The sequence below is a fragment of the Mycobacterium shunyiense genome (assembly GCF_058270075.1).
The window spans coordinates 16,173-37,175 of the sequence record NZ_JBZDPU010000016.1 but is presented as its reverse complement, the minus strand read 5'-3'; the positions used below and the strand labels follow the sequence as shown (position 1 = coordinate 37,175).

Below are 21,003 nucleotides of genomic sequence, written 5' to 3'. Positions count from 1 at the left end.
CCTGGCCTTCGTGCTGGCCGCCTGTTCGATGGCCTGTTCCACCGGCAGTCGGGTAGACCTCGGCGACGAATCGGCGGGCAATCTCATCGCGGCCATCGCGGGGGAACCCGATCAACTCGACCCGCACCGCACCAGTGCCTACTTCTCGTTCGAGGTGCTGGAGAACGTGTTCGACACGCTGGTCGAACCGGACGAGAACCTGCAGATGCGTCCCGCACTCGCCCGGTCCTGGGATGTCAGCGACGACCAACTGGTCTGGACCTTTCACCTGCGCGATGGCGTCCGCTGGCACGACGGCACCCCGCTGACCGCCGACGACGTGGTGTATTCGTACCGGCGCATCATCGACGAGCAGCTGACCAACGTCGACAAGTTCAGCGCCGTCAGCGGCGTCACCGCGCTCGATCCCGCGACCGTCCGGATCACGGTCCGCCGGCCCACGCCAAATCTGCTGACCAATCTCGGCGGATTCAAGGGCATGGCGATCGTGCAGCGGGCCAATGTCGAGAGCGGCCAGATCGCAACCCATCCCGTCGGCACCGGTCCGTTCTCGTTCGCCGGACGCCGCAGCGGTGACTCCATCACCCTGAAGGCCAACCCGCACTACTGGGGCGGCCCTCCCCCGATTTCGGGGGTGACGTTCCGGTTCATCTCCGAGCCGACGACGGCCTTGTCGGCGTTGCAGGCCGGCGAGGTCGACTGGACGGATTCGGTACCGCCACAGCGCGTCGCCCAGCTGCGTGATGACGATTCGCTGACACTGGCCGTCACACCGGGCAACGACTACTGGTACCTCGCACTCAACGAGGCCCGCGCGCCGTGGAACGACCCGCGGGTGCGGCAGGCCATCGCATACGGCATCGACCGCGACGCGATCGCCACGGCCACCAGTTATCGCACCGCCGCGACCAATCAACTGGCGATCCCGCAGGGCAGCCCGTGGTTCACCGACTACCACCGCTACCGCTACTCCGTCGAAGAAGCGCGAAAGCTCCTCGCCGAAGCCGGTGCCACGCCGCACGACCTGGACATGCTGGTGACCAGCGAGTACCCCGAGACGGTGACGGCAGCCCAGATCATCGCCGACAACCTTGCGCCCCTTGGTATCACGGTGAACATTCGCACCGTGGACTTCGCCACGTGGCTCGATGAACAGAACACCGGACACTTCGACATGTTGATGATGGGCTGGCTGGGAAACATCGATCCGGACGACTTCTACTACGCCCAGCACCACACGAACGGCACCAGCAACGCCCAGAAGTTCTCCGACCCCGAAGTCGACCGGCTACTGGACGCCGGCCGCACCGAAACCGATGTCTCCAAGCGAAAAGACCTCTACACCAAGGCCGCAACCCGGATCGCCGATGAGGCCAGCTACATCTACCTGTACAACCCGTCGGTGATCCAGGCCTGGGCCAACAACCTGTCGGGGTATCAGGTGCGCCGCGACGGCGCCGTCCGGTTCCGCACTGCCGACCTGGATGGAGGTGAAACCCGGTGAATCTGACAGCTTTCAACGAGGTCCGTGCCAACCACCCGATCGCGGAGTTCCTCGCCCGACGGCTGCTGTACTCGGCGGTGGTGCTCATCGGCGTGCTGATCGTGGTATTCGCCTTGGTCCATCTGGTGCCCGGCGATCCGGTCCGGATCGCGCTCGGCACCCGCTACACCCCGCAGGCCTACGACGCGCTGCGCGCCGCCAGCGGGATGGACCGGCCCATCGTCGAGCAGTTCTTCTCCTATCTCGGCTCCGCGCTGACCGGCGATCTCGGCGTCAGCTTCCGCAACGGTGACCCGGTCACCCTGACCCTGCTCGACCGGCTGCCGGCCACGTTGTCCCTCGGCGTGGTCGGGATCCTCATCGCCCTGGTGATCGCGCTGCCCGCCGGGATCTTCTCGGCGCTGAGGGAAGGTCGGCTCAGCGACGGAATCGTGCGGGTCGCCAGCCAATTCGGCGTGTCGGTCCCGGATTTCTGGTTGGGCATCCTGCTGATCGGGCTCTTCGCCTCGACGCTGGGATGGTTGCCCACCTCGGGATACCGCCCACTGCTTGCAGATCCGGGCGGCTGGGTGCGCCACATCATCCTGCCCGGACTGACCGTGGGCCTGGTGGCCGGCGCGATCATGACCCGGTATGTGCGCTCGGCGGTGCTGGAGGTCGCCGCCATGGGATACGTGCGGACCGCGCGGTCGAAGGGGTTGCCCCCACCGGTCGTAACCTTCCGCCACATCGTGCGCAACGCGCTGCTGCCGGTGTTGACCATCACCGGAATCCAGTTGGCCACGATCCTGGGTGGGGTGATCGTCGTCGAAGTCGTGTTCGCCTGGCCGGGCCTGGGTCGGCTGGTCTTCAATTCGGTTGCCGCCCGAGATTATCCGGTGATCCAGGGAGCGGTGCTATTGATCGCGGTCCTGTTCCTCCTGATCAATCTGCTGGTGGATGTGCTGTATGCGATCGTCGACCCGAGGATTCGGCTGTCATGACCCAAAACCAGGATTCCCGCGTCGCATCGTGGCGACTGTTGCTGTCCAATCCGGTCACGGCGATCAGCGCCGCGGTATTACTCGCTGTGCTGATCGTCGCCGTCGCCGCCTCCTGGATCGCGCCGTACGGGATCAACGACATCGACGTGCCCAGCGCACTGCAGGGCCCCGGCACCGCCCACTGGTTCGGCACCGATGAGCTCGGCCGCGACGTGTTCTCGCGGGTATTGGTGGCGATCGCGGCGTCGCTCCGGGTCGCGGTCGTTTCGGTGATGCTGGCCGCGGTGATCGGCGTGCTGATCGGCGTCCTCGCCGGTTACCGCGGCGGCTGGATCGACACCGTGTTCATGCGCGTCGTCGATGTGATGTTCGCGTTTCCGGTGTTGCTGCTCGCCCTGGCGATCGTGGCGGTTCTCGGCCCCGGTATCACCACCACCATGTTGGCCATCGGGATCGTCTACATCCCCATCTTCGCCCGCGTGGCCCGGGCGTCGGCGCTGGGAGTGCGGGTGGAACCCTTCGTCGCTGTGTCGCGGAGTATGGGGACCGGAGACGGCTACATCCTGATTCGGCACATCCTGCCGAATATCGCCGGGCCGTTGATCGTTCAGCTCTCGCTGTCGCTCGCGTTCGCGATCCTGGCCGAGGCCGCACTGTCGTTCCTGGGATTGGGCATCCAGCCACCGCAGCCGTCGCTGGGCCGGATGATCTTCGACGCCCAGGGATTCGTCACCCTCGCCTGGTGGATGGCAGTGTTCCCAGGTGCGGCGATCTTCGTGATGGTACTGGCGTTCAACCTGTTCGGCGACGGTCTCAGAGATGTCCTCGACCCCAAGCAACGAACGTCCATCGAGGCGAGAAGGGCGGGGCGACAGTGACTTCACCGACCTCACCAGTGCTGAAAGTCGACGATCTACGGGTCGCGATCGGCCGCCGCGAGATCGTGCGGGGTGTGTCGTTCGACGTGCATCGTGAGCAGACGGTCGGCATCGTCGGCGAATCCGGGTCCGGCAAGTCGATGACGGTGCTGGCCGCCACCGGCCTGTTGGACGCACCGGGGGCAGTCGTCGCCGGGAGCAGCACGCTGGCCGGTGACACGCAATTGGTCGGAGCCTCGGCGCGGGCCCTGCGGGCCGTGCACGGAAGCCGGATCGGATTCGTCTTCCAGGATCCCGGAACGTCGCTGAACCCCCTGCTGACTCTGGAACGTCAGATCACCGAAACCCTTGAGACACATCGTAAGATGACCCGCCGTCAATCCCGTGTCCGCGCAGGCGAGCTGCTCGATGCCGTCGGGCTCCCCCAGGACCGGCTCGATGCCTACCCGCATCAGCTGTCCGGCGGGCAACGTCAGCGGGTGATGATCGCGATCGCCCTGGCCTGTGATCCGGAACTGCTCATCGCTGACGAACCCACGACCGCCCTCGATGTGACCACCCAGGCCCAGATCATCGAACTGGTGGCGGATCTGCAGCGGGATTTCGGCACCGCGGTGGTGTGGATCAGCCACGATCTCGGGGTGATCGGTCAGGTGGCCGATGAGGTGACGGTGCTGCGTGACGGCGAAGCTGTCGAGCAGGCGCCGATCCTCGATGTATTCGATCATCCACAGCACGCCTACACCCGTGAGTTGTTGGCCGCCCGTCCCCTGGTGGACGGCCCCGGACCCGATCCGGCCGCCGACGACACACCGGTTCTGTTGCAGATCAAGGGACTTGAGGTGCACTACGGCGCGGTGCAGGCGGTCAAGGACATATCGTTCGAGATCCGCCGGGCGACGACGCTGGGGATCGTGGGCGAATCGGGCTCGGGCAAATCGACAGTGGCCGCTGCACTGACCGGGCTGGCCGCACCGTCGGCGGGCACGGCGACGCTGGCCGGCGACGACATTCTGGCCGGCGGGCGCGAGTTGCGCCGAAGGATCAGCCTGGTGTTCCAGGACCCGTTCGCCTCACTCGATCCGCGGGCCCGGGTGAGCTCAGCGATCGGTGAGCCGCTGCGGGTGCACCGGTTGGCGGCAGGGCGGCGGGCCCGCGCCGCACAGGTGGCAGAACTCCTCGAACTCGTCGGACTACCAACAGATTTCGCGTCCCGATATCCGCACGAGCTGTCCGGTGGGCAGCGCCAGCGGGTCAGCATCGCCCGAGCGCTGGCCACCGAGCCCGAGGTGCTCATCCTCGACGAGTCCACCGCATCGCTGGATGTGTCGGTGCAGTCACGGGTGCTCGACCTGTTGTCCGAGCTGCAGCGTGAGCTGGGTCTGACCTATCTGTTCATCGCGCACGACCTGGCGGTGGTGCACCGGATGTGCCACGACGTGCTGGTGATGCGGGCCGGCGAGGTGGTCGAGTACGGCCCGGCCGCCGAGTTGTTCAGGGCGCCGCAGCACTCCTACACCCGGACCCTGCTGGCCGCGGTTCCGCCGGCCAGGCCGCGTGAGAAGGTGTGAGCCATGACTGCTCTGGATGGAAAGGTCGCGCTCGTCACCGGTGCCTCATCGGGACTCGGCGCGGCAGTGGCCCAGTTGTTCGCCGCGCGCGGCGCGAAGGTGTTCGGGGTCGCCCGCGATGCCGAACGGATGGCCACGGTGTTCGAGGATGTGCGCGGAGGGGCGTACGCATCGGTGGACATCTCCTCGTCGGAAGCCTGCCGGGACGCGGTGGCCCAGTGCGTCGAGAAGTTCGGCCGTCTCGACGCACTGATCAACGTCGCGGGATTCCACCAGATGCGCCACACGATGTCGGTGACCGACGAGGACTGGGACAAGGATCTCGCGGTGAACCTGAACGGCCCGTTCTTCCTGTGCCGGGCGGCGCTGCCACATCTGCTGGAGGCCGGCGGCAACATCGTCAATGTCGCGTCCATCGCGGGCATCGAAGGTGAGGTCTACTCGGCGGGGTATTGCGCCGCCAAGCACGGACTCGTCGGACTCACCCGCGCCCTGGCCATTGAGTTCACCTCGGAGCGCCTCCGCGTCAACGCGGTGTGCCCGGGCGGCATGCTCACTCCCCAGACCACCGAGTTCGCCGCCCCGGAGGACGCGGACTGGAATCTCATCATGAGAATCGCTGCGCCCCGCGGAATGATGGACGTGGCCGATGTCGCCAAGACCATCGCGTTCCTGGCCAGTGACGACGCGGCCGCCGTGCACGGTGCGGTCTACATCGTCGACGCGGGCAAGACAGCCGGATGAGCAGTTAAGACTCCTAACCGCCCGGCACCACCAGCACCGGCCGGTACGTGCGCTGCAGCGTCGCCGCAGCCACACTGCCCAACAGCACCTTCTTCAGCGCCGATCGCCCGCGCGAGCCGACGACCACGACAGCGGCCCGTTGGTCCTCGGCAAACGCCACGAGCGCGTCTGCCGTGGCGCCGGCGCCTGATCCGCGGAACCTGGGCACGCGGTGCCCAGGTTGGGCGGCAGCCACGTCGACCGCGCCACCGTCGTCCACCCCGACCGAGACCACCTCGCGGTCGGGGAACAGCGCGCCGGCGGCGGCAAGCGCCCGGTCGGATCCCTTTGAGCCGTCGACTCCGACCACGACCGGCCCGTCGGCCACCGCCTCGTATTCGGCCGAGATCATGTTCTGTGACACCACGAGCACCGCGCGGGGGGCGTGGTGTACCACCAGATCCGAGACGCTGCCCAGCTTCGAGTCGCTCGCGCCTGCGCCGCGGGCGCCGACGATCAGCACGTCGGGTTCGAGTTGTTCGGCCACCTGCGCCAGTCCGAGGCCCTCTCCGGCCCAGGTCCGCTTGACCAACGCCTCCGGATTCCAGCCGGCGGCCCGGGCGAGGATCACGCCGGTGTCGACCAGTCGCGCGGCCTCACCTTCGCTTTCACTGTCGACAAGATCGATCAGCTCGTCGACATTGCGTGCCGAGTGCCGCAGCCGGGCCCGCAGTCCCTTGCTGCCGAACGGTGGCGTGCACAGATAGACGACCACCGCATCGGCTGCCGGGAACAGCGCAGCGCCGCTGTTGATCGCCGCGTTGGCCGCCAGCGACCCGTCATACCCGAGCACTACCTTCATGTGGGTCCCCTTGCTCCGTTCGTGCGGTCCGGTTCGTGCCTCCGATCCCAGACTAGAGGGCTGTGGGAGTACCCATCGGGTTTGCACGCCGACCGGGAAGCAGGTAGCCGACTACGCTATCGGCCGTTCTGGTTACGCGCGCAAGCTCAGCTCATGGACGTCACCGTGAACGGCCTGGCCCACCTCAGGGCACCCGTCGCTGTCGCCTCCGACGTCATCCACCGCGACGCCGGGGCCGAACTTCGGGATCAGACCTTCAAGCGCTGGGTGCGCAGTGCGGCCGTGGTCGGCGCCGGTGGCGGCGGGATAGTCGGCGCCTTCCTGGCCTTCGCTGCTCCCATCGTGTTGAGCCCGGCCGACACCCAACGCCTGCTGATGCGCGGCGGCACCGTACTGATCGTGTTCCTGGCCGTCGCGGTCCCGGTGATGATGCGGGTCCGGCGCCACCGGTTCGCCGCAGGCACCGCCTGGCTCAGCGAGGGCCGTGCGCCCACCCCGAAGGAGCAGCGGATGACGCTGGGCGCCTCCGGGGAGGCGGTGCGACTGTCGGCTGCGGTGTGGGGTGTGGGCGCGGTGATCTTCGGGTCGCTGGCGCTCAGTCAGCAGGTGTCCACTGCGGTGTACATCTTCAGTGTGGTGGCGCTGGGCGGTATCTCGACGAGCGCGGTCTGGTATCTGATCGTCGAGCGGGTCATGCGGCCGGTGTCGGCTCGTGCCCTCGACGGCGCCACCCCGGACCGACGGTTCGGACCGACGATCGGGCGCAGGCTGATGATGGCCTGGCTGTTGGCGACCGGGGTTCCGTTGTTCGGTGTGGCGGTCTTGGCGGTGGGCTATCTGGCCGACGTCGGTTTCCGCGCCCAACGCACGTTCGCGGCGATCCTGATCCTGGTGGCGGTGGCGATCGTGGTCGGGCTGTTCGCGATCCTGATCGCCATCCGCTCGGTCACCGAACGGGTCACCGCGCTGCGCCGGGCCCTGGCCCAGGTGCAGGCCGGCGATTTCGGTGCGCGGGTCGAGGTCGACGACGCCAGCGAGATCGGGCGCCTGCAGGCCGGTTTCAACACGATGACGGCGGGCCTGGCCGAACGCGAGCGAATCCGTCATACCTTCGGCACCTATGTGGATCGCGATGTGGCCGAACACATTCTGTGTGCTGCCGGATCGGTGGAAGCCCAGGAGGTGGACGTCACGCTGATGTTCGTCGACGTCCGCGGATTCACCACGCTTGCCGAGCAGTTGCAGCCCACCGAGGTGGTCACGACGCTCAACCGACTGTTCGAGCGAATCGTCCCGATCGTGCACGATCACGGCGGCCATGTGGACAAGTACGCGGGCGACGGCCTGATGGCCGTTTTCGGTGCGCCCCGGCACCAGGACCGGCACGCTGACGACGCCCTGGGTGCGGCGCTGCAGATCGCCGCCGCCGTGCACGACGAGTTCAGCGGCACGCTGTCGGTGGGCGTGGGACTGAACTCCGGGCCGGTGGTAGCCGGAAATGTCGGTGGCGCAGGACGTTTGGAGTTCTCCGTGATAGGTGATGCGGTGAACATCGCCTCCCGAGTGGAGACCGCGACCCGCCAGACCGGCGACACCGTGCTGCTCACGGGTGCCACGTTGAGCCAACTCACCAGGGACCAAGGGCGTTTCGAGGCTCGTCCCGGGTTGGCTCTCAAGGGCAAGACCAACCCGGTGGCCGTGTACGCCCCGGCGTGTCAGCGCTCGCCGTACTCCAGTGGCGGTTCTGACGAATCAACGTGGCCGTAGCTGCTGATGGTGAGTCCGTCGGGCCCGACCTCGTAGCGGGCACCATCGGCGGGATTGGTGGCCACGAATCCGTTGCCGGAGCGCTCGGCCGTGGGGATCTGAAGATTGGCGCCGTCGCTGAGCCGCTCACCGCGGTAGGAGAAGGAATCGGGGCCACTTTGGCAGATGACCGCCAGCGACGACGCGGTTCGAATCACGGCGGCCGGGGTGGTCCCCTCGACGCAGCGCGCGGTGTGATCGATGAAGCCCTGGTCGTCGGTGCCGCTGACGTTGGCGGTCGCCGAGGCGGCCGTGGTGGTGGTCGTCGTCGGCGCCTCGGACGTGGCGTTCGGTGGGGTCGGTGCGGTCAGCGTCTCGTGTGTGGAGGAGCTGTCGCCGCCGCTCGCCAACACTGCGGCCAGCACGGCGGCGATCCCGAGCAACCCCACGGACGCCACGATCAAGCTCAGCTGGGTGCGGCTGAACCGCGGCTTGCGGGCCGGAGGCTGCGGCGCTTGAGGTGCGGGCGGCACCGGCGGGTACGGCGTGAAGCCGGTGTGATCCGGGTTCGGGTAGATCGACGAGAACTCTCGGGTGCCCGGCGGATGTGACTGTGTCGGTGCTGGAGGGGACGGCGTCGGTGACGGCAGCGGTGGTGGCGCGGGAGCAGGAGCGGGCGGTACCGGTGGTGGTGGCGGAGGTGCCGCCGAGGCACCGGATGTGGTGGCAACGCGGGCGGCTTTGGCCAGTTCGCCGGCACTGGGATAGCGGTCGACCGCGTCCTTGGCCATGCCTTTGGCGACGAGTTCGTCGAATGCCCGCGGGATGCCGCGACGCATGATGCTGGGCCGGGGGGCCGGGGAGAACATGTGGGCGCTCATCAGCTGGCGCAGATCACCGGCCTCGTACGGCGGCCTGCCGATCATCATCTCGTAGAGCAGGCAGGTCAGCGCATAGACGTCGGCGGCCGGTCCGACGGGGCCGCCGGAGAATCTCTCGGGCGCCATGTAGGCGCTCGATCCGATCAGCACGCCCGTCATGGTGACGCTGGCCTCACCCCCGACGTGGGCGATGCCGAAGTCCACCAGATAGGCGAAGTCGTCGGGGGTGAGCAGTACGTTCTCCGGCTTGATGTCGCGGTGCACCAGGCCGTCGGCGTGCGCGGCGTCCAGCGCGGCGGCCACCTGCGTGACGATGGCAGTGGCGCGTTCCGGGGTGAGCGGGCCGCCCGACCGCAGCAGTTCCTTGACGCTGGCGCCCTCGACGAGGCGCATGTCGATGTACAGGACGCCGTCGATCTCTCCGAAATCGTGTACGGGGATGACGTGGGGTTCCTGTAGCCGGGCCGCCACGCGGGACTCCCGCCGAAACCGCTCCTGAAAGCTCGCGTCGGCGGCGATCTCGGTGCGTAGCAGCTTGACCGCCACCGTGCGTTCCTTGACCGTGTCGTAGGCGCGGTACACCTCGCCCATTCCACCGACACCGATCAGCGATTTCAGCTCATACGGTCCGAACCGGGTGCCGAGGCGCGAGGCACCAGGGGGCGGCGTCATTGCACGATCCTTTCAGCCCTCCCCGACTGTCAGCGGTCCGCCGACCGTGTCGCACCGGCGCGGCGCATCGGGGTCCGGTGACGAGGATATACGTGCGCCGTCAGCCGAACGACGAGTGCGGCGCTCCCATACCAGGGTCGATCTTCGTCGGCCCCGAAGCCGACGGGGCTACCGGGAAATCGAAGATGGCTGTCGGGATGTACACCGTCGCACAGGCATTCGGGATGTCGACGACGCCGGACAGCCGCCCCTCGATGGGTGCGGCACCCAACAGCAGGTAGGCCTGCTCGGGGCTGTAGCCGAATTTCGTCAGATATTCGATCGCGTGCAGGCAGGCCCGCTGGTAGGACAGGTGCGAGTCCAGGTAGCGCTGCTCACCGTCGAGAGTGACCGAGGTACCCGAGAACGCGATCCATTCGGAGTACTGCGGATCAGTGTTGCCCGGCATGAATATGGCGTTCTCGCTCACCCCGTACGTCTCCATGCCGCCCGGGATCACGTCGACGCGCAGGTCGATGAAGCCGCCCATCTCGATGGCACCGCAGAAGGTGATCTCACCGTCGCCCTGCGAGAAATGCAGGTCACCCACCGAGAGGTTCGCCCCGTCGACGTACACCGGATAGAACACCCGGCTGCCCTTGGTGAGGTTCTTGATGTCCTGGTTGCCGCCGTTCTCCCGCGGCGGCGCGGTGCGGGCAGCCTCAGCGGCCGCCTTCGTGAAGGCGTCGCCGGTCAGCCCGCCCAGAATCGCGTCGCGCGGTTCCGGCGGCAGGGCCAGCGGCGGCACCCGGTCGGGATCCGTCGCGATCAGTGCGGCCTCGCGGGTGTTCCACTTCCCCAGCAGCCCGGTCGAGGGCGCGGTCCCCATGAGCCCGGGATGCACGATGCCGGTGAACTCCACGTGCGGCACGTGGCGTGAGGTGGCCTTCTGGCCGGAGAAGTCCCAGATCGCCTTGTAGGCGTCCGGGAACTGATCGGTCAGGAACCCGCCGCCGTTGAGCTTGGGAAAAATGCCCGTGTAGCCCCAGCCCTGGCCCGCGAGCGGCCCGGAGTCCTCCTGCGGGATCGGACCGACGTCGAGGATGTCGACGATCAGCAGGTCGCCGGGCTTGGCGCCCTCGACCGCGATCGGGCCGGAGAGCACATGCACTGTGGTCAGCGGGGCGTTGAGGATGTCGTCGGCCGAATCGTCGTTGACGATCGCGCCGTCGAACCACTCGCGACAGTGGACCCGGAAAGAGTCGCCCTGTTTGACCGTCACCGCGGCCGGGATGTCAGGGTGCCACCGGTTGTGGCCCAGCTTTTCCTGATCGGTGAACTTCTTGGTCGAGTCGAGTGGGAATACGACTTCAGGCATTGATCCTCCTTCGAAGACTTCAGGGACGGGGCAACTTCTGATGTAGCGGGTTGGTGGTGATGTTCTGTCGCCGTGCGGACTGGCCGGGTGCCGGTCGTCCGGTGACCACCGTGGGACGGTCCGCCGACGCGCGTGTCGAGTCCTGAAGCGCCATGGCGGTCGAGCCGCCGTGGCCGAGGTTCGGTGCCGCGATGGTTCGGCGCGCCGGTCCCCGGCAGTCGGGGCAGTCGATGACGTCGGGACGTGCGCTCATCGAATACATCTTTTTCGTCACGCCGCAACCGGACGCACAGCGAAATTCGTAGAGAACCAACAGGTTTCCTTTATGTTGCCGGGAGCTGCTCTGTCGACAACGGTCACACTACCGACGAACCCCGCTGTTGGCGCGCCACTTCGGCAATAGAGCCCCAAAGTTTGGACCTTTTAACGCTCGAAGGCCACGCGGTCTGGACCCAAGTTCCACGCTGTGCCAGAGCGCTCTCCCACGGCAGGGGCGCTATCGACCCACCCAGTTCATGTCGCGCGCATATGGATCGTCGAATAGAAATGCGACACCCAAATCGGATCCGAATTGTTCGTGTGCGGCCGATGCCTCACCGATGAACCGGGCGCGCTTGGCCGCGGGGCCGAAGTCGGCGGGATCCCGACGATCCGATACCAGTGCTGGGAGTCGGGTGCTGTCCGAGAGACCGAGTCGGTCGAGAATGAAGGCCAACTCGGGTCCGATCACTGGGCCTCGCAGCAAAAGGCGAGCGATGCGCAACACGACGCGGCCACGTTGAGTGGCACGAGAGTACGACCCATCGACTGCTTGATCGAGCATGCCCGCCGCCAACAAGGACTGAACGCGCGGTCGGAGTGTCGACGGGTTCGCACCGACCGATCGTCCAAGGGCGGGAAAGTTTAAGAATCCTGTTGTCGCGATTGCGTTCAGTGCTGCCAGCAGCAGCCCTGGTATCCCGGTTCCTTGCAGGAGAATTTCTATGTCGACTGCCGCGATTCTGCCGAACAACACGTTGAGTACTAGATCATCTCGTACCTGACGATGAATGTTGTCCTGCACCAACTTTCGTTCCGACTCATTGTCGGCATCGAATACCGGGTAGCGTATCAACCGCAGAAGCTCGACACGGTCGCCCAAGCGTGGTTGCGCACTGTGAAGAAACTCCCGGACGCGGCCTTCATTTCGGGCTTCAAGTGGGTACAGATACACGGGAATCTGCCCGGTCGTGTCCAGCAGGAGCGATGCCAGATCCTTGTCGATGCCCGCCGCATGATGCGTGAGAGTCTGTCCGACCAATAGCCGGGAATGATCCTGCGTGAGTACGGCGGCAAAATCGAATCTACTTCGATCGGCCTCTGCGTACGTGAACAATTCCGACTTCGACAGTGACTCCGCGCATTCGATGAAAGCAGCCGTCACGAACTGGTGTTCCGCCGACGTCGCCATATCGACAAATTACAGTGACAGCCGATGCATCGCTCTTGCCACGATGGCGAACGCGCCGGGTTACGCGAGTGTTGCCATGAGCCCGGACCCACCGACTGCGGTAGCTTCACGCACACGCGTCGGCAGACCGGAAGAGGCCCCAGTGAGCGATCTGAAACCGTTCTCGCCGTCGATCGACTGGAGCGCCGAACCCCTGCACTCGCTGTGGTGGCTGGCCCAGGCCTGGACCATCACCGCGATTTGCACTCTGGCGGTCCTGACCCTGCTCGCCCGGTTCACCACCTGGGGGCGGCAGTTCTGGGCCGTCACCGGCGCATACTTCACCGGACGCCACAGCATCAAGCCCTGGCTGATCCTGGCCGCGATGTTGCTGTCGGTCATCATCGGCGTGCGCCTGTCGGTGTTGTTCAGCTATCAGGGCAACGACCTGTTCACCTCGGCCCAGGTCGCCGTCGAAGGTTTGGCCACCGGCAACGACCAGGTCAGGGACTCCGGGATCCGCGGCTTCTGGATCGCGCTGGCGACGTTCATGGGGCTGGCCGCGATCCTGGTCACCCGGGTTCTGATCGACCTCTTCATGACGCAGCGCTTCATGCTGGCCTGGCGTGCGTGGCTGACCGATCGGCTCACCGGTGACTGGCTCGACGGCCGCGCCTACTACCGGTCCCGGTTCATCGACCAGACCATCGACAACCCGGATCAGCGCATCCAGTCCGACATCGACGTATTCACCGCGTTGTCGGGTCCGCAGCCCAACACCCCGCACCAGACCAGCAACGGCACACTGCCGTTCGGCGCCATCTCGTCGATCGTCTCCGTCGTCTCGTTCACCTCGATCCTGTGGAACCTCTCCGGTGACCTCTCGCTGTTCGGGGTCGAGATACCGCGGGCGATGTTCTGGTCGGTGTTCGTCTACGTCGCGTTCGCCACGGTGGTCGCCTTCGCCCTCGGTCGCCCGCTGATCCGGCTGTCGTTCAACAACGAGAAGTTCAATGCCGCATTCCGTTACGCGCTGGTGCGCCTGCGCGACGCGGCCGAATCGGTGGCGCTGTACCGCGGGGAGAGGGCCGAGCGGTCACAACTGCGCGAACGCTTCACCGCCGTCGTCACCAACTACAAGCACTTCATCAACCGGACCATGGCCTTCACCGGATGGAACCTGTCGATGAACCACATCATCATTCCGCTGCCGTGGATGCTGCAGGCTCCGCGACTGTTCGCCGGCCAGATCCAGCTCGGCACGGTCAACCAGTCGGTGGCCGCGTTCGGCGCCATCCAGGACGCGTTGTCGTTCTTCCGCAATTCCTATGACACCTTCGCCGGTTACCGCGCGTCGATCATCCGCCTGCACGGGTTGGTCACCGCCGACAAGCAGAGCCGCGAGCTGCCCAAGCTGGACGTCGCGGGGCTCGCCGCGGACACCGACAGCCTGGTCGAACTGGACGACGTCGAGGTGCGCAACCCGGCGGGCGAGCAGTTGATCGACGACCTGAACCTGTCGCTGGCCGCCGGCGAGGCCCTGATCATCACCGGCAAGTCCGGCACCGGCAAGACCACGCTGCTGCGCAGCATCGCCCAGCTGTGGCCGTACGCGTCCGGGGCGGTGCGGTGTCCGCAGGGCGACAACGAGACGCTGTATCTGTCGCAGGTGCCCTACATCCCGCTGGGTGATCTGCGGACCGTGGTGTCCTATCCGCAGCAGCCCGGGGCGCTGCCCGATACGGCGCTGCGCGATGCCCTGCTCGCGGTCGCGCTGCCGCGCTACGTCGACCGGCTCGACGAGGACGCCGACTGGGCCAAGGTGCTCTCCCCCGGCGAACAGCAACGGGTCGCGTTCGCCCGGGTGCTGCTGACCAAACCCAAGGTGGCGTTCCTCGACGAGGCGACCTCGGCGCTCGACGAACCGCTGGAGTTCATGATCTACAGCCTGGTCCGCCGCGAACTACCCGACACCGTGCTGGTCAGCGTCACCCACCGCTCCACGGTCCACCGCCACCACAACACCCACCTGGAACTGCTCGGCGAGGGAAAGTGGCGGCTGGGCCCAGTCGACGAGACCGAACCGGTCGGCGTGTAGCGCCTGGTGACGAAAGCTGGCCGCCTGTCGCCGTAGCGCGTCTGGTAAGACGGTGGGAACGACACCGCGTAGTAAGGTAAGCCTTCACACAATGCCCGACCGCTGCATCGTGTCCTCCCCACCGACCACCAAGGGTTCCTGATGGCCGATTCCAGAGCTCCCCACACGGGGATCGCTCGATGGATCCGTCGATTCGCCATTCCGGTGATTGTCGGCTGGATCGCGCTCCTGGCGTATCTGAGCGCCACCGTCCCACCGCTCGAGGTGGTGGGCCAGATGCGCTCGGTGTCGATGAGCCCCAGCGACGCGCCGTCGGTGATCGCGATGAAACGCGTCGGCACGGTGTTCGACGAGTTCCATTCCGACAGCTCGGCGATGATCGTGCTGGAGGCCCAGGGGGACGGGGCCAAGCTCAACGACGACGCGCACCGGTTCTACAACGACATGGTCGACCGGCTCGAGGCCGACAAGAAGCACGTCGAGCACGTCCAGGACTTCTGGGGCGACCCGCTGACCGAGGCAGGCGCGCAGAGCAACGACGGCAAGGCCACCTACGTGCAGGTGTACCTGGCCGGCAACATGGGTGAGGCGCTGGCCAACGAATCGGTGGAGGCCGTCCAGAAGCTCATCGCCGGACTGTCGCCGCCGCCCGGGCTCAAGGTGTACGTCACCGGGCCCACCGCCCTGGCCGCCGATCAACAGATCTCCGGCGACCGCAGCGTCAAGATCATCGAGGGCGTCACCTTCGCGGTCATCATCACGATGCTGCTACTCGTCTACCGGTCGATCGTCACGGTGATCCTGGTGCTGGCAATGGTGGTGATCGAGCTGTCGGCGGCCCGCGCCGTGGTGGCGTTCCTGGGCTATCACGAATTGATCGGCCTTTCGACCTTCGCCACGCAGCTTCTGGTCACCCTCGCGATCGCCGCATCCACTGATTACGCGATCTTCCTGATCGGGCGATATCAGGAGGCCCGGGCCGTCGGCGAGGACCGAGAACAGGCGTATTACACGATGTTCCACGGCACCGCCCATGTGGTGCTCGGTTCCGGTATGACCATCGCCGGCGCGACATTGTGCCTGCATTTCACCCGGCTCCCCTATTTCCAGACCCTGGGCATTCCGATGGCCGTCGGCATGACGGTCACGGTTTTTGCCGCACTCACGCTGGGGCCGGCGGTCATCTCCGTGGCCAGCCGGTTCCGCAAGGTGCTCGAACCCAAACGCGCCATGCGGATCCGCTTCTGGCGACGCCTGGGCGCCTTCGTGGTGCGCTGGCCCGGGCCGGTGTTACTGGGCACCATCCTGCTGTCGCTGGTCGGTCTGCTCACGCTGCCGGGCTACCGGACCAACTACAACGACCGCAACTACCTGCCCACCGATCTGCCCGCGCAGGAGGGCTTCGCCGCGGCCGACCGGCACTTCTCGGCGGCCAAGATGAACCCCGAGTTGCTGCTCATCGAAACCGACCACGACGTCCGCAATTCGGCGGACTTCCTGGTGATCGACCGGATCGCCAAGCGCGTCTTCGAGGTACCGGGGGTCGGCAGTGTGCAGGCCATCACCCGCCCTCAGGGTGAGCCGCTGGAGTTCAGCACCATCCCGGCCCAGATGAGCATGGGCGGGGTCATGCAGACCATGAACCGCAAGTACCTCACCGACCGCGCCGACGACATGCTGCTGCAGGCCGACGAGATGCAGAAGACCATCAACACGATGGATCAGATGATCGCGCTGATGGAGGAGATGAGCTCCATCACGCACAACATGGTCGGCAAGATGGACACGATGGTCGTCGACGTCAAGGAATTGCGGGACCACATCTCCGATTTCGACGACTTCCTGCGCCCGCTGCGCAATTACCTCTACTGGGAGCCGCACTGCTCCAACATCCCGGTCTGCTGGTCGATGCGGTCGGTGTTCGACGGCCTCGACGGGGTGGACGCCCTGACGGACAGCATCCAGGAACTCATGCCGGACATGCACCGACTCGATGCCCTGATGCCACAGATGGCGACGATGATGCGGCCGCAGATCGAGACCATGCGGACCATGAAGACCATGATGCTGACCATGTATCAGACCCAGAAGGGTCTGCAGGATCAGATGGCCGCGATGCAGGAAAACCAGACCGCCATGGGCACGGCGTTCAACGACGCCAAGAACGACGACACCTTCTACTTGCCGCCGGAAACCTTCAACAACGCCGACTTCAAGCGCGGCATGAAGAGCTTCATCTCACCCGACGGAAAAGCGGTGCGCTTCATCATCTCTCACGAGGGTGATCCGCTGACGCCAGAGGGCATCGAGATCATCGACGACATAAAACTGGCCGCCAAGGAGGCCATGAAGAACACGCCGTTCGAGGGCTCCAAGATCTACATGGGCGGTACCGCGTCGGCCTTCAAGGACATGCAGGAAGGCAACAACTACGACCTGATCATCGCCGGGATCTCGGCGATCTGCCTGATCTTCATCATCATGCTGATCATCACCCGCAGCCTGGTGGCTGCCGCGGTGATCGTCGGCACGGTGCTGATTTCGCTGGGAACCTCGTTCGGATTGTCAATCCTGGTGTGGCAACACCTGATCGGGATCGAACTGCACTTCATGGTGATGGCGATGGCGGTGATCGTGCTGCTGGCCGTCGGCGCGGACTACAACCTGCTGTTGGTGGCAAGGCTCAAAGAAGAGCTGCCTGCCGGTATCAACACCGGCATCATCCGGGCCATGGGCGGCAGCGGATCGGTGGTGACCGCGGCCGGGCTGGTGTTCGCATTCACCATGATGTCGATGGTGGTCAGCGAGATGATCGTGGTCGCCCAGGTGGGCTCGACGATCGGTCTGGGTCTGTTGTTCGACACCCTGGTGATCCGCTCGTTCATGACCCCGTCGATCGCCGCACTGATGGGCAAGTGGTTCTGGTGGCCGCAGCTGGTGCGTCAGCGCCCGGCGCGCGGTGTGGTGGCGCGCGCGATGGAGCGGTCGAACCGTTGATGGCACCGGTGGCCCTGCGCGCCGCGTAGTGTCAGAGACATCGGGACCACTCAGGCCCTCACAAACAAGGGGCCCAGCAATGTCTGACACATCTCCTCGAAGATCCAATGCTCAGCGCATCGAGGTGGCACTGCATGACCAGAAACGCTGAGGTGAAACAGCTTTCGTTAGGCGTTCTGGCCCACTCCCGCAAACCCAACGAGCGTAGGCTGCCCATCCACCCGGCGCACTTGAGCAGGATCGATCCACCGATCCGGCAACGGGTCTACCTTGAGCGCGGCTACGGCCAGGCGTTCGGCTCCACAGATGATGCACTGGCCGAACTGGTCGGCGGCATCAAGACGCGCGACGAGATCCTCGCGGACTGCGACATCATCCTGCTGCCCAAGGTGCAGGCGGATGATCTGGCGGAGCTGAGGGTCGGACAAATCGTCTGGGGATGGCCGCACTGTGTGCAGGATGCCGCCCTCACGCAGATCGCCATTGACCGGCGGCTGACGTTGATCGCCTTCGAGGCGATGAACCACTGGCAGGCCGACGGTGGATTCGGTCTGCACGTCTTCCACAAGAACAACGAGCTCGCGGGTTACTGCTCGGTGCTCCACGCGATGCAACTGGCTGGGATCACCGGCAGCTACGGTCGTCGGCTCCGCGCTGCCGTCATCGGATTCGGGGCGACGGCACGCGGTGCGGTCACTGCGCTCAACGCCCATGGCGTCGATGATGTCCGCGTCCTGACCAACCGTGACGTGGCGGCCGTCGGATCACCGATCCACTCGACGCAGATCGTGCAAATGGGACGAGACAAGGACACTCCCGAGCAGACGTGGGCCGACACACCAGAGGACGGCTTGGTGCCGGTGGCTCGCTTCCTTGCCGAGAACGACATCGTCGTCAATTGCGTGTTGCAAGATCCCAACGCTCCCCTCACCTTCGTTACCGAAGACGATCTCGCCATGTTCAACCCCGGCAGCCTGCTCGTCGACGTCTCCTGCGATGCCGGCATGGGGTTCAGCTGGGCGCGCCCGAGTTCCTTCACAGACCCGGTCTGCACGGTGGCCAACGGCATCTACTACTACGCCGTGGACCACAGCCCGTCCTACCTGTGGAACTCCGCGACCTGGGAGATCAGCGAAGCGCTGATGCCACACATCGAGACCGTGCTCGACGGCTCCACGGCATGGGAGGCGGACAACACGATCTCGCGGGCCATCGAGATTCGCGACGGCACCGTACAGAACCCCGACATCCTGAAGTTTCAGCGCCGCGAGGATGCCTACCCTCATGCCGTCTACCGGCAGATCCTCAGTTGATAGGTGCGGCTACGGCCGCCGCGATCAGGAGGCCGGCGGCTGCGTCTACCCGTGACCTGTCCTCGGTGACCAGACCGTCCTGGCACAGCCCGCGCAGGCCGGAGACCACCAGGGTGGCCCGCGCCCGCGCGTCGTCGGCGCCGTAGCCGATCGCGGTCAAGGCTTGAGCGATCGGGCCGATCATGGTCTCGACCGCGTTGCGGGCCGACCCGCCATAGGTCTGCGGATCGGTGATGGCCAGGCTGAGGACCTGAAGCAGCAGCCGAACATTCCGCCGTTCACCGCCATGGGTCAGCTCCCGCCACAATGTCGTTGCCGCATCGACGAATTCGTCAGAGCTCGTGACACCGGCGAACATCTCCCCCAGCTCCGGGCGGCTCGCATCCAGGGCCTGCGCCAGGAGTTCGGCCCGGTCACCGAAGTAGTACAGCAGCATGCGCTTGCTCGTGCCCAGGGCCTCGGCCATCGGCGCCAGCGACATCTCACCGATCCCGTGCTCTTCGAGGTACCGCACGATGCCCTTCAGCAGTTCTTCACGCTTTGCTGGATCTGCTGTCCTGGCCACCCCTTGACCGTACCGATCGGTACATTTATAGTCAATAGCGTACCGCTCGGTACATTTTCCGTGATTGAGGAGAATCTCATGGCTGAGCTACGAGTTGCCGTGGTCGGCGCCGGCATCGGCGGTTTGACCGCCGCGATCGCCATGCGCGCCAACGGAATCGACGCGACCGTGTACGAGCAGGCCCACGAGCTCAAGGCGCTCGGCGCGGGCGTCTCCATCGCGACGAACGGATCCCGCATCCTGAACACACTGGGAGTGGGCGCTGCGGTGGCCGCGATCGCGGGTCCCGTCACGCATTATCAGTTCCGCACCTGGCAGGCTGAGCCGATCGCCGGTGAGCCGTCGGCCCTCGGCTTCGGGGACCCGGCGACAACGTGGTGCCTGCACCGCGGCGGATTCCAGAAGGTCCTTGCCGACGCGCTGCCTGCCGGTGCCCTGCAGTTGGGTCGTTCCTGCGTCGGCGCCTCCGAGCACGGCGACGGGGTCCGCGTCGAATTCGCTGACGGCACAACGGTCGACGCGGACCTTCTGGTCGGCGCCGACGGTATCCATTCCTGCCTACAGGCCCGCGTGGCCCGCGCCGCCCAACCTGTGAGCGAGGGAATCATGGCCTACCGCGGGCTCATTCCCGCCGACCGAGTGCACGGCGTCGTCGATATGCATGCCAGCTCCATGTGGCTGGGTCCTCGGCAGAGTTTCCTCGCCTACCCGGTATCGGCCGGCGCACTGCTCAACATCGTCGCGTTCGTCCCCACCAACCTCACCGTCGACGAATCCTGGACCGCCCCTGGCGATGTCGCCGAACTCGCCGCCGCCTACCAGGGGTGGGACCCCACGGTGCTGTCGATCATCGAGGCGATGGATTCCACGTTCCGGTGGGGTATCTACGACCGTGAGCCGTTGGCGCGATGGTCCACCGATCGAATCACGCTGCTGGGCGACAGTGCCCATGCGGTCACGCCGCACCTCGGGCAGGGCGCCAATCAGGCCATCGAGGACGCCATAACGCTGGCCGTGCTTCTGCGCGGCGCGCAGCCCGAACAGATCGGTGCGCGGCTGCGTCGGTACGAAGACCTGCGTATGAGTCGCACCCGCCACGTGCGCCGCCAGGCGCGGGCCGCCGGACTCGTCTACCGCTCGACCGAACTCGCCCCGCCCGCACAGGCAGAGCAACTGCACGCGATTCTCGACAGCGTCGCCATCAACACCTACGACGCCGAGCGGGTCGCCCTCGACGCGGACGTGGCCGCCTGAACCGCCTGGGCCACAACCGCTCCTGACTCACCGGGTGAGCAGCGCTGCTTCCTGCGGGGTGACCAGACGCTCCTGCTTGGCGGGATACCGCCGGCTCTTGATGGGGCAACGGATCAGCGAAAGGGCGATCCGCGTGGTGCGCGTGTCAACTGTTCGGCTGAGGTACACGA

At 66.0% G+C, this 21,003-nt stretch carries 16 protein-coding genes; 10 read left to right on the top strand and 6 right to left on the bottom strand.

Annotation, left to right across the window (positions count from 1 at the left end; translation table 11 throughout):
- Positions 1-28: 28 nt before the first annotated feature.
- Genes AC4ELH_RS20160 through AC4ELH_RS20140 form a run of 5 tightly spaced genes read left to right on the top strand, consistent with a single transcriptional unit; the run spans position 29 to position 5,680 of the window.
- Positions 29-1,504, top strand: coding sequence for an ABC transporter substrate-binding protein (locus AC4ELH_RS20160; protein WP_498886387.1), 1,476 nt, complete (start codon positions 29-31; stop codon positions 1,502-1,504).
- Positions 1,501-2,487 carry an ABC transporter permease gene (locus tag AC4ELH_RS20155; RefSeq protein WP_448443360.1) on the top strand — a complete coding sequence of 329 codons (987 nt, stop codon included), beginning with the start codon at positions 1,501-1,503 and terminating at the stop codon, positions 2,485-2,487. Before AC4ELH_RS20160 ends, AC4ELH_RS20155 begins: the two co-directional genes overlap by 4 nt.
- Positions 2,484-3,365, top strand: coding sequence for an ABC transporter permease (locus AC4ELH_RS20150; protein ID WP_064960896.1), 882 nt, complete (start codon positions 2,484-2,486; stop codon positions 3,363-3,365). Before AC4ELH_RS20155 ends, AC4ELH_RS20150 begins: the two co-directional genes overlap by 4 nt.
- Entirely contained in the window at positions 3,362-4,936 is a 1,575-nt protein-coding gene (locus AC4ELH_RS20145) for a dipeptide ABC transporter ATP-binding protein (protein WP_498886276.1), read from the top strand. The genes AC4ELH_RS20150 and AC4ELH_RS20145 overlap by 4 nt, the downstream gene beginning before the upstream one ends.
- A gap of 3 nt (positions 4,937-4,939) precedes the next feature.
- A complete protein-coding gene (locus AC4ELH_RS20140; protein ID WP_498886274.1) occupies positions 4,940-5,680 on the top strand; it encodes an SDR family NAD(P)-dependent oxidoreductase in 741 nt (246 codons plus the stop codon).
- 13 nt (positions 5,681-5,693) lie between these two features.
- Here AC4ELH_RS20140 and AC4ELH_RS20135 read toward each other — a convergent pair whose 3' ends face one another.
- On the bottom strand, positions 5,694-6,521 hold the full coding sequence (locus AC4ELH_RS20135) for a universal stress protein (protein WP_498886272.1): 828 nt from the start codon (positions 6,519-6,521) through the stop codon (positions 5,694-5,696).
- 153 nt (positions 6,522-6,674) lie between these two features.
- On the opposite strand from AC4ELH_RS20135, the gene AC4ELH_RS20130 reads away from it, so the two are divergent.
- Complete coding sequence (locus AC4ELH_RS20130; RefSeq protein WP_498886270.1) at positions 6,675-8,288, top strand: adenylate/guanylate cyclase domain-containing protein; 1,614 nt, start codon at positions 6,675-6,677, stop codon at positions 8,286-8,288.
- Here AC4ELH_RS20130 and AC4ELH_RS20125 read toward each other — a convergent pair.
- From AC4ELH_RS20125 to AC4ELH_RS20110, 4 genes are all read right to left on the bottom strand, one after another.
- Entirely contained in the window at positions 8,237-9,820 is a 1,584-nt protein-coding gene (locus AC4ELH_RS20125) for a serine/threonine-protein kinase (protein WP_498886268.1), read from the bottom strand. The genes AC4ELH_RS20130 and AC4ELH_RS20125 overlap by 52 nt on opposite strands.
- 100 nt (positions 9,821-9,920) lie before the next feature.
- A complete protein-coding gene (gene fmdA / locus AC4ELH_RS20120; protein ID WP_498886266.1) occupies positions 9,921-11,177 on the bottom strand; it encodes a formamidase in 1,257 nt (418 codons plus the stop codon).
- Between the two features lie 19 nt (positions 11,178-11,196).
- A complete protein-coding gene (locus AC4ELH_RS20115) occupies positions 11,197-11,430 on the bottom strand; it encodes a zinc ribbon domain-containing protein (protein ID WP_498886264.1) in 234 nt (77 codons plus the stop codon).
- A gap of 243 nt (positions 11,431-11,673) precedes the next feature.
- Positions 11,674-12,627, bottom strand: coding sequence for a hypothetical protein (locus AC4ELH_RS20110; RefSeq protein WP_498886262.1), 954 nt, complete (start codon positions 12,625-12,627; stop codon positions 11,674-11,676).
- A 142-nt stretch (positions 12,628-12,769) separates the two neighbouring features.
- Between AC4ELH_RS20110 and AC4ELH_RS20105 the strand changes: the two genes are divergently transcribed.
- The 3 genes from AC4ELH_RS20105 to AC4ELH_RS20095 all read left to right on the top strand — a co-directional run bounded on the left by AC4ELH_RS20105 (position 12,770) and on the right by AC4ELH_RS20095 (position 19,014).
- Positions 12,770-14,704, top strand: coding sequence for an ABC transporter ATP-binding protein/permease (locus tag AC4ELH_RS20105; protein WP_498886260.1), 1,935 nt, complete (start codon positions 12,770-12,772; stop codon positions 14,702-14,704).
- A 141-nt stretch (positions 14,705-14,845) separates the two neighbouring features.
- Positions 14,846-17,701, top strand: a complete 2,856-nt coding sequence (locus AC4ELH_RS20100; protein ID WP_064878083.1) for an MMPL/RND family transporter — start codon at positions 14,846-14,848, stop codon at positions 17,699-17,701.
- Positions 17,702-17,835: 134 nt separating this feature from the next.
- Entirely contained in the window at positions 17,836-19,014 is a 1,179-nt protein-coding gene (locus AC4ELH_RS20095; protein WP_498886258.1) for a N(5)-(carboxyethyl)ornithine synthase, read from the top strand.
- Here the strand turns inward: AC4ELH_RS20095 and AC4ELH_RS20090 are convergent.
- Positions 19,007-19,579 carry a TetR family transcriptional regulator gene (locus AC4ELH_RS20090; protein WP_498886256.1) on the bottom strand — a complete coding sequence of 191 codons (573 nt, stop codon included), beginning with the start codon at positions 19,577-19,579 and terminating at the stop codon, positions 19,007-19,009. The genes AC4ELH_RS20095 and AC4ELH_RS20090 overlap by 8 nt on opposite strands.
- 78 nt (positions 19,580-19,657) lie before the next feature.
- On the opposite strand from AC4ELH_RS20090, the gene AC4ELH_RS20085 reads away from it, so the two are divergent.
- Positions 19,658-20,833 (top strand): FAD-dependent monooxygenase, encoded by a 1,176-nt coding sequence (locus tag AC4ELH_RS20085; RefSeq protein ID WP_498886254.1) that lies wholly within the window; start codon positions 19,658-19,660, stop codon positions 20,831-20,833.
- Positions 20,834-21,003 lie beyond the last annotated feature (170 nt).

Coding starts and splice junctions, on each gene's coding strand:
- AC4ELH_RS20160 (WP_498886387.1), top strand. CDS start 29: ATGGCCTGTTCCACCGGCAGTCGGGTAGACCTCGGCGACGAATCGGCG.
- AC4ELH_RS20150 (WP_064960896.1), top strand. CDS start 2,484: ATGACCCAAAACCAGGATTCCCGCGTCGCATCGTGGCGACTGTTGCTG.
- AC4ELH_RS20140 (WP_498886274.1), top strand. CDS start 4,940: ATGACTGCTCTGGATGGAAAGGTCGCGCTCGTCACCGGTGCCTCATCG.
- AC4ELH_RS20135 (WP_498886272.1), bottom strand. CDS start 6,521: ATGAAGGTAGTGCTCGGGTATGACGGGTCGCTGGCGGCCAACGCGGCG.
- AC4ELH_RS20130 (WP_498886270.1), top strand. CDS start 6,675: ATGGACGTCACCGTGAACGGCCTGGCCCACCTCAGGGCACCCGTCGCT.
- AC4ELH_RS20125 (WP_498886268.1), bottom strand. CDS start 9,820: ATGACGCCGCCCCCTGGTGCCTCGCGCCTCGGCACCCGGTTCGGACCG.
- fmdA (WP_498886266.1), bottom strand. CDS start 11,177: ATGCCTGAAGTCGTATTCCCACTCGACTCGACCAAGAAGTTCACCGAT.
- AC4ELH_RS20115 (WP_498886264.1), bottom strand. CDS start 11,430: ATGAGCGCACGTCCCGACGTCATCGACTGCCCCGACTGCCGGGGACCG.
- AC4ELH_RS20110 (WP_498886262.1), bottom strand. CDS start 12,627: ATGGCGACGTCGGCGGAACACCAGTTCGTGACGGCTGCTTTCATCGAA.
- AC4ELH_RS20100 (WP_064878083.1), top strand. CDS start 14,846: ATGGCCGATTCCAGAGCTCCCCACACGGGGATCGCTCGATGGATCCGT.
- AC4ELH_RS20095 (WP_498886258.1), top strand. CDS start 17,836: ATGACCAGAAACGCTGAGGTGAAACAGCTTTCGTTAGGCGTTCTGGCC.
- AC4ELH_RS20085 (WP_498886254.1), top strand. CDS start 19,658: ATGGCTGAGCTACGAGTTGCCGTGGTCGGCGCCGGCATCGGCGGTTTG.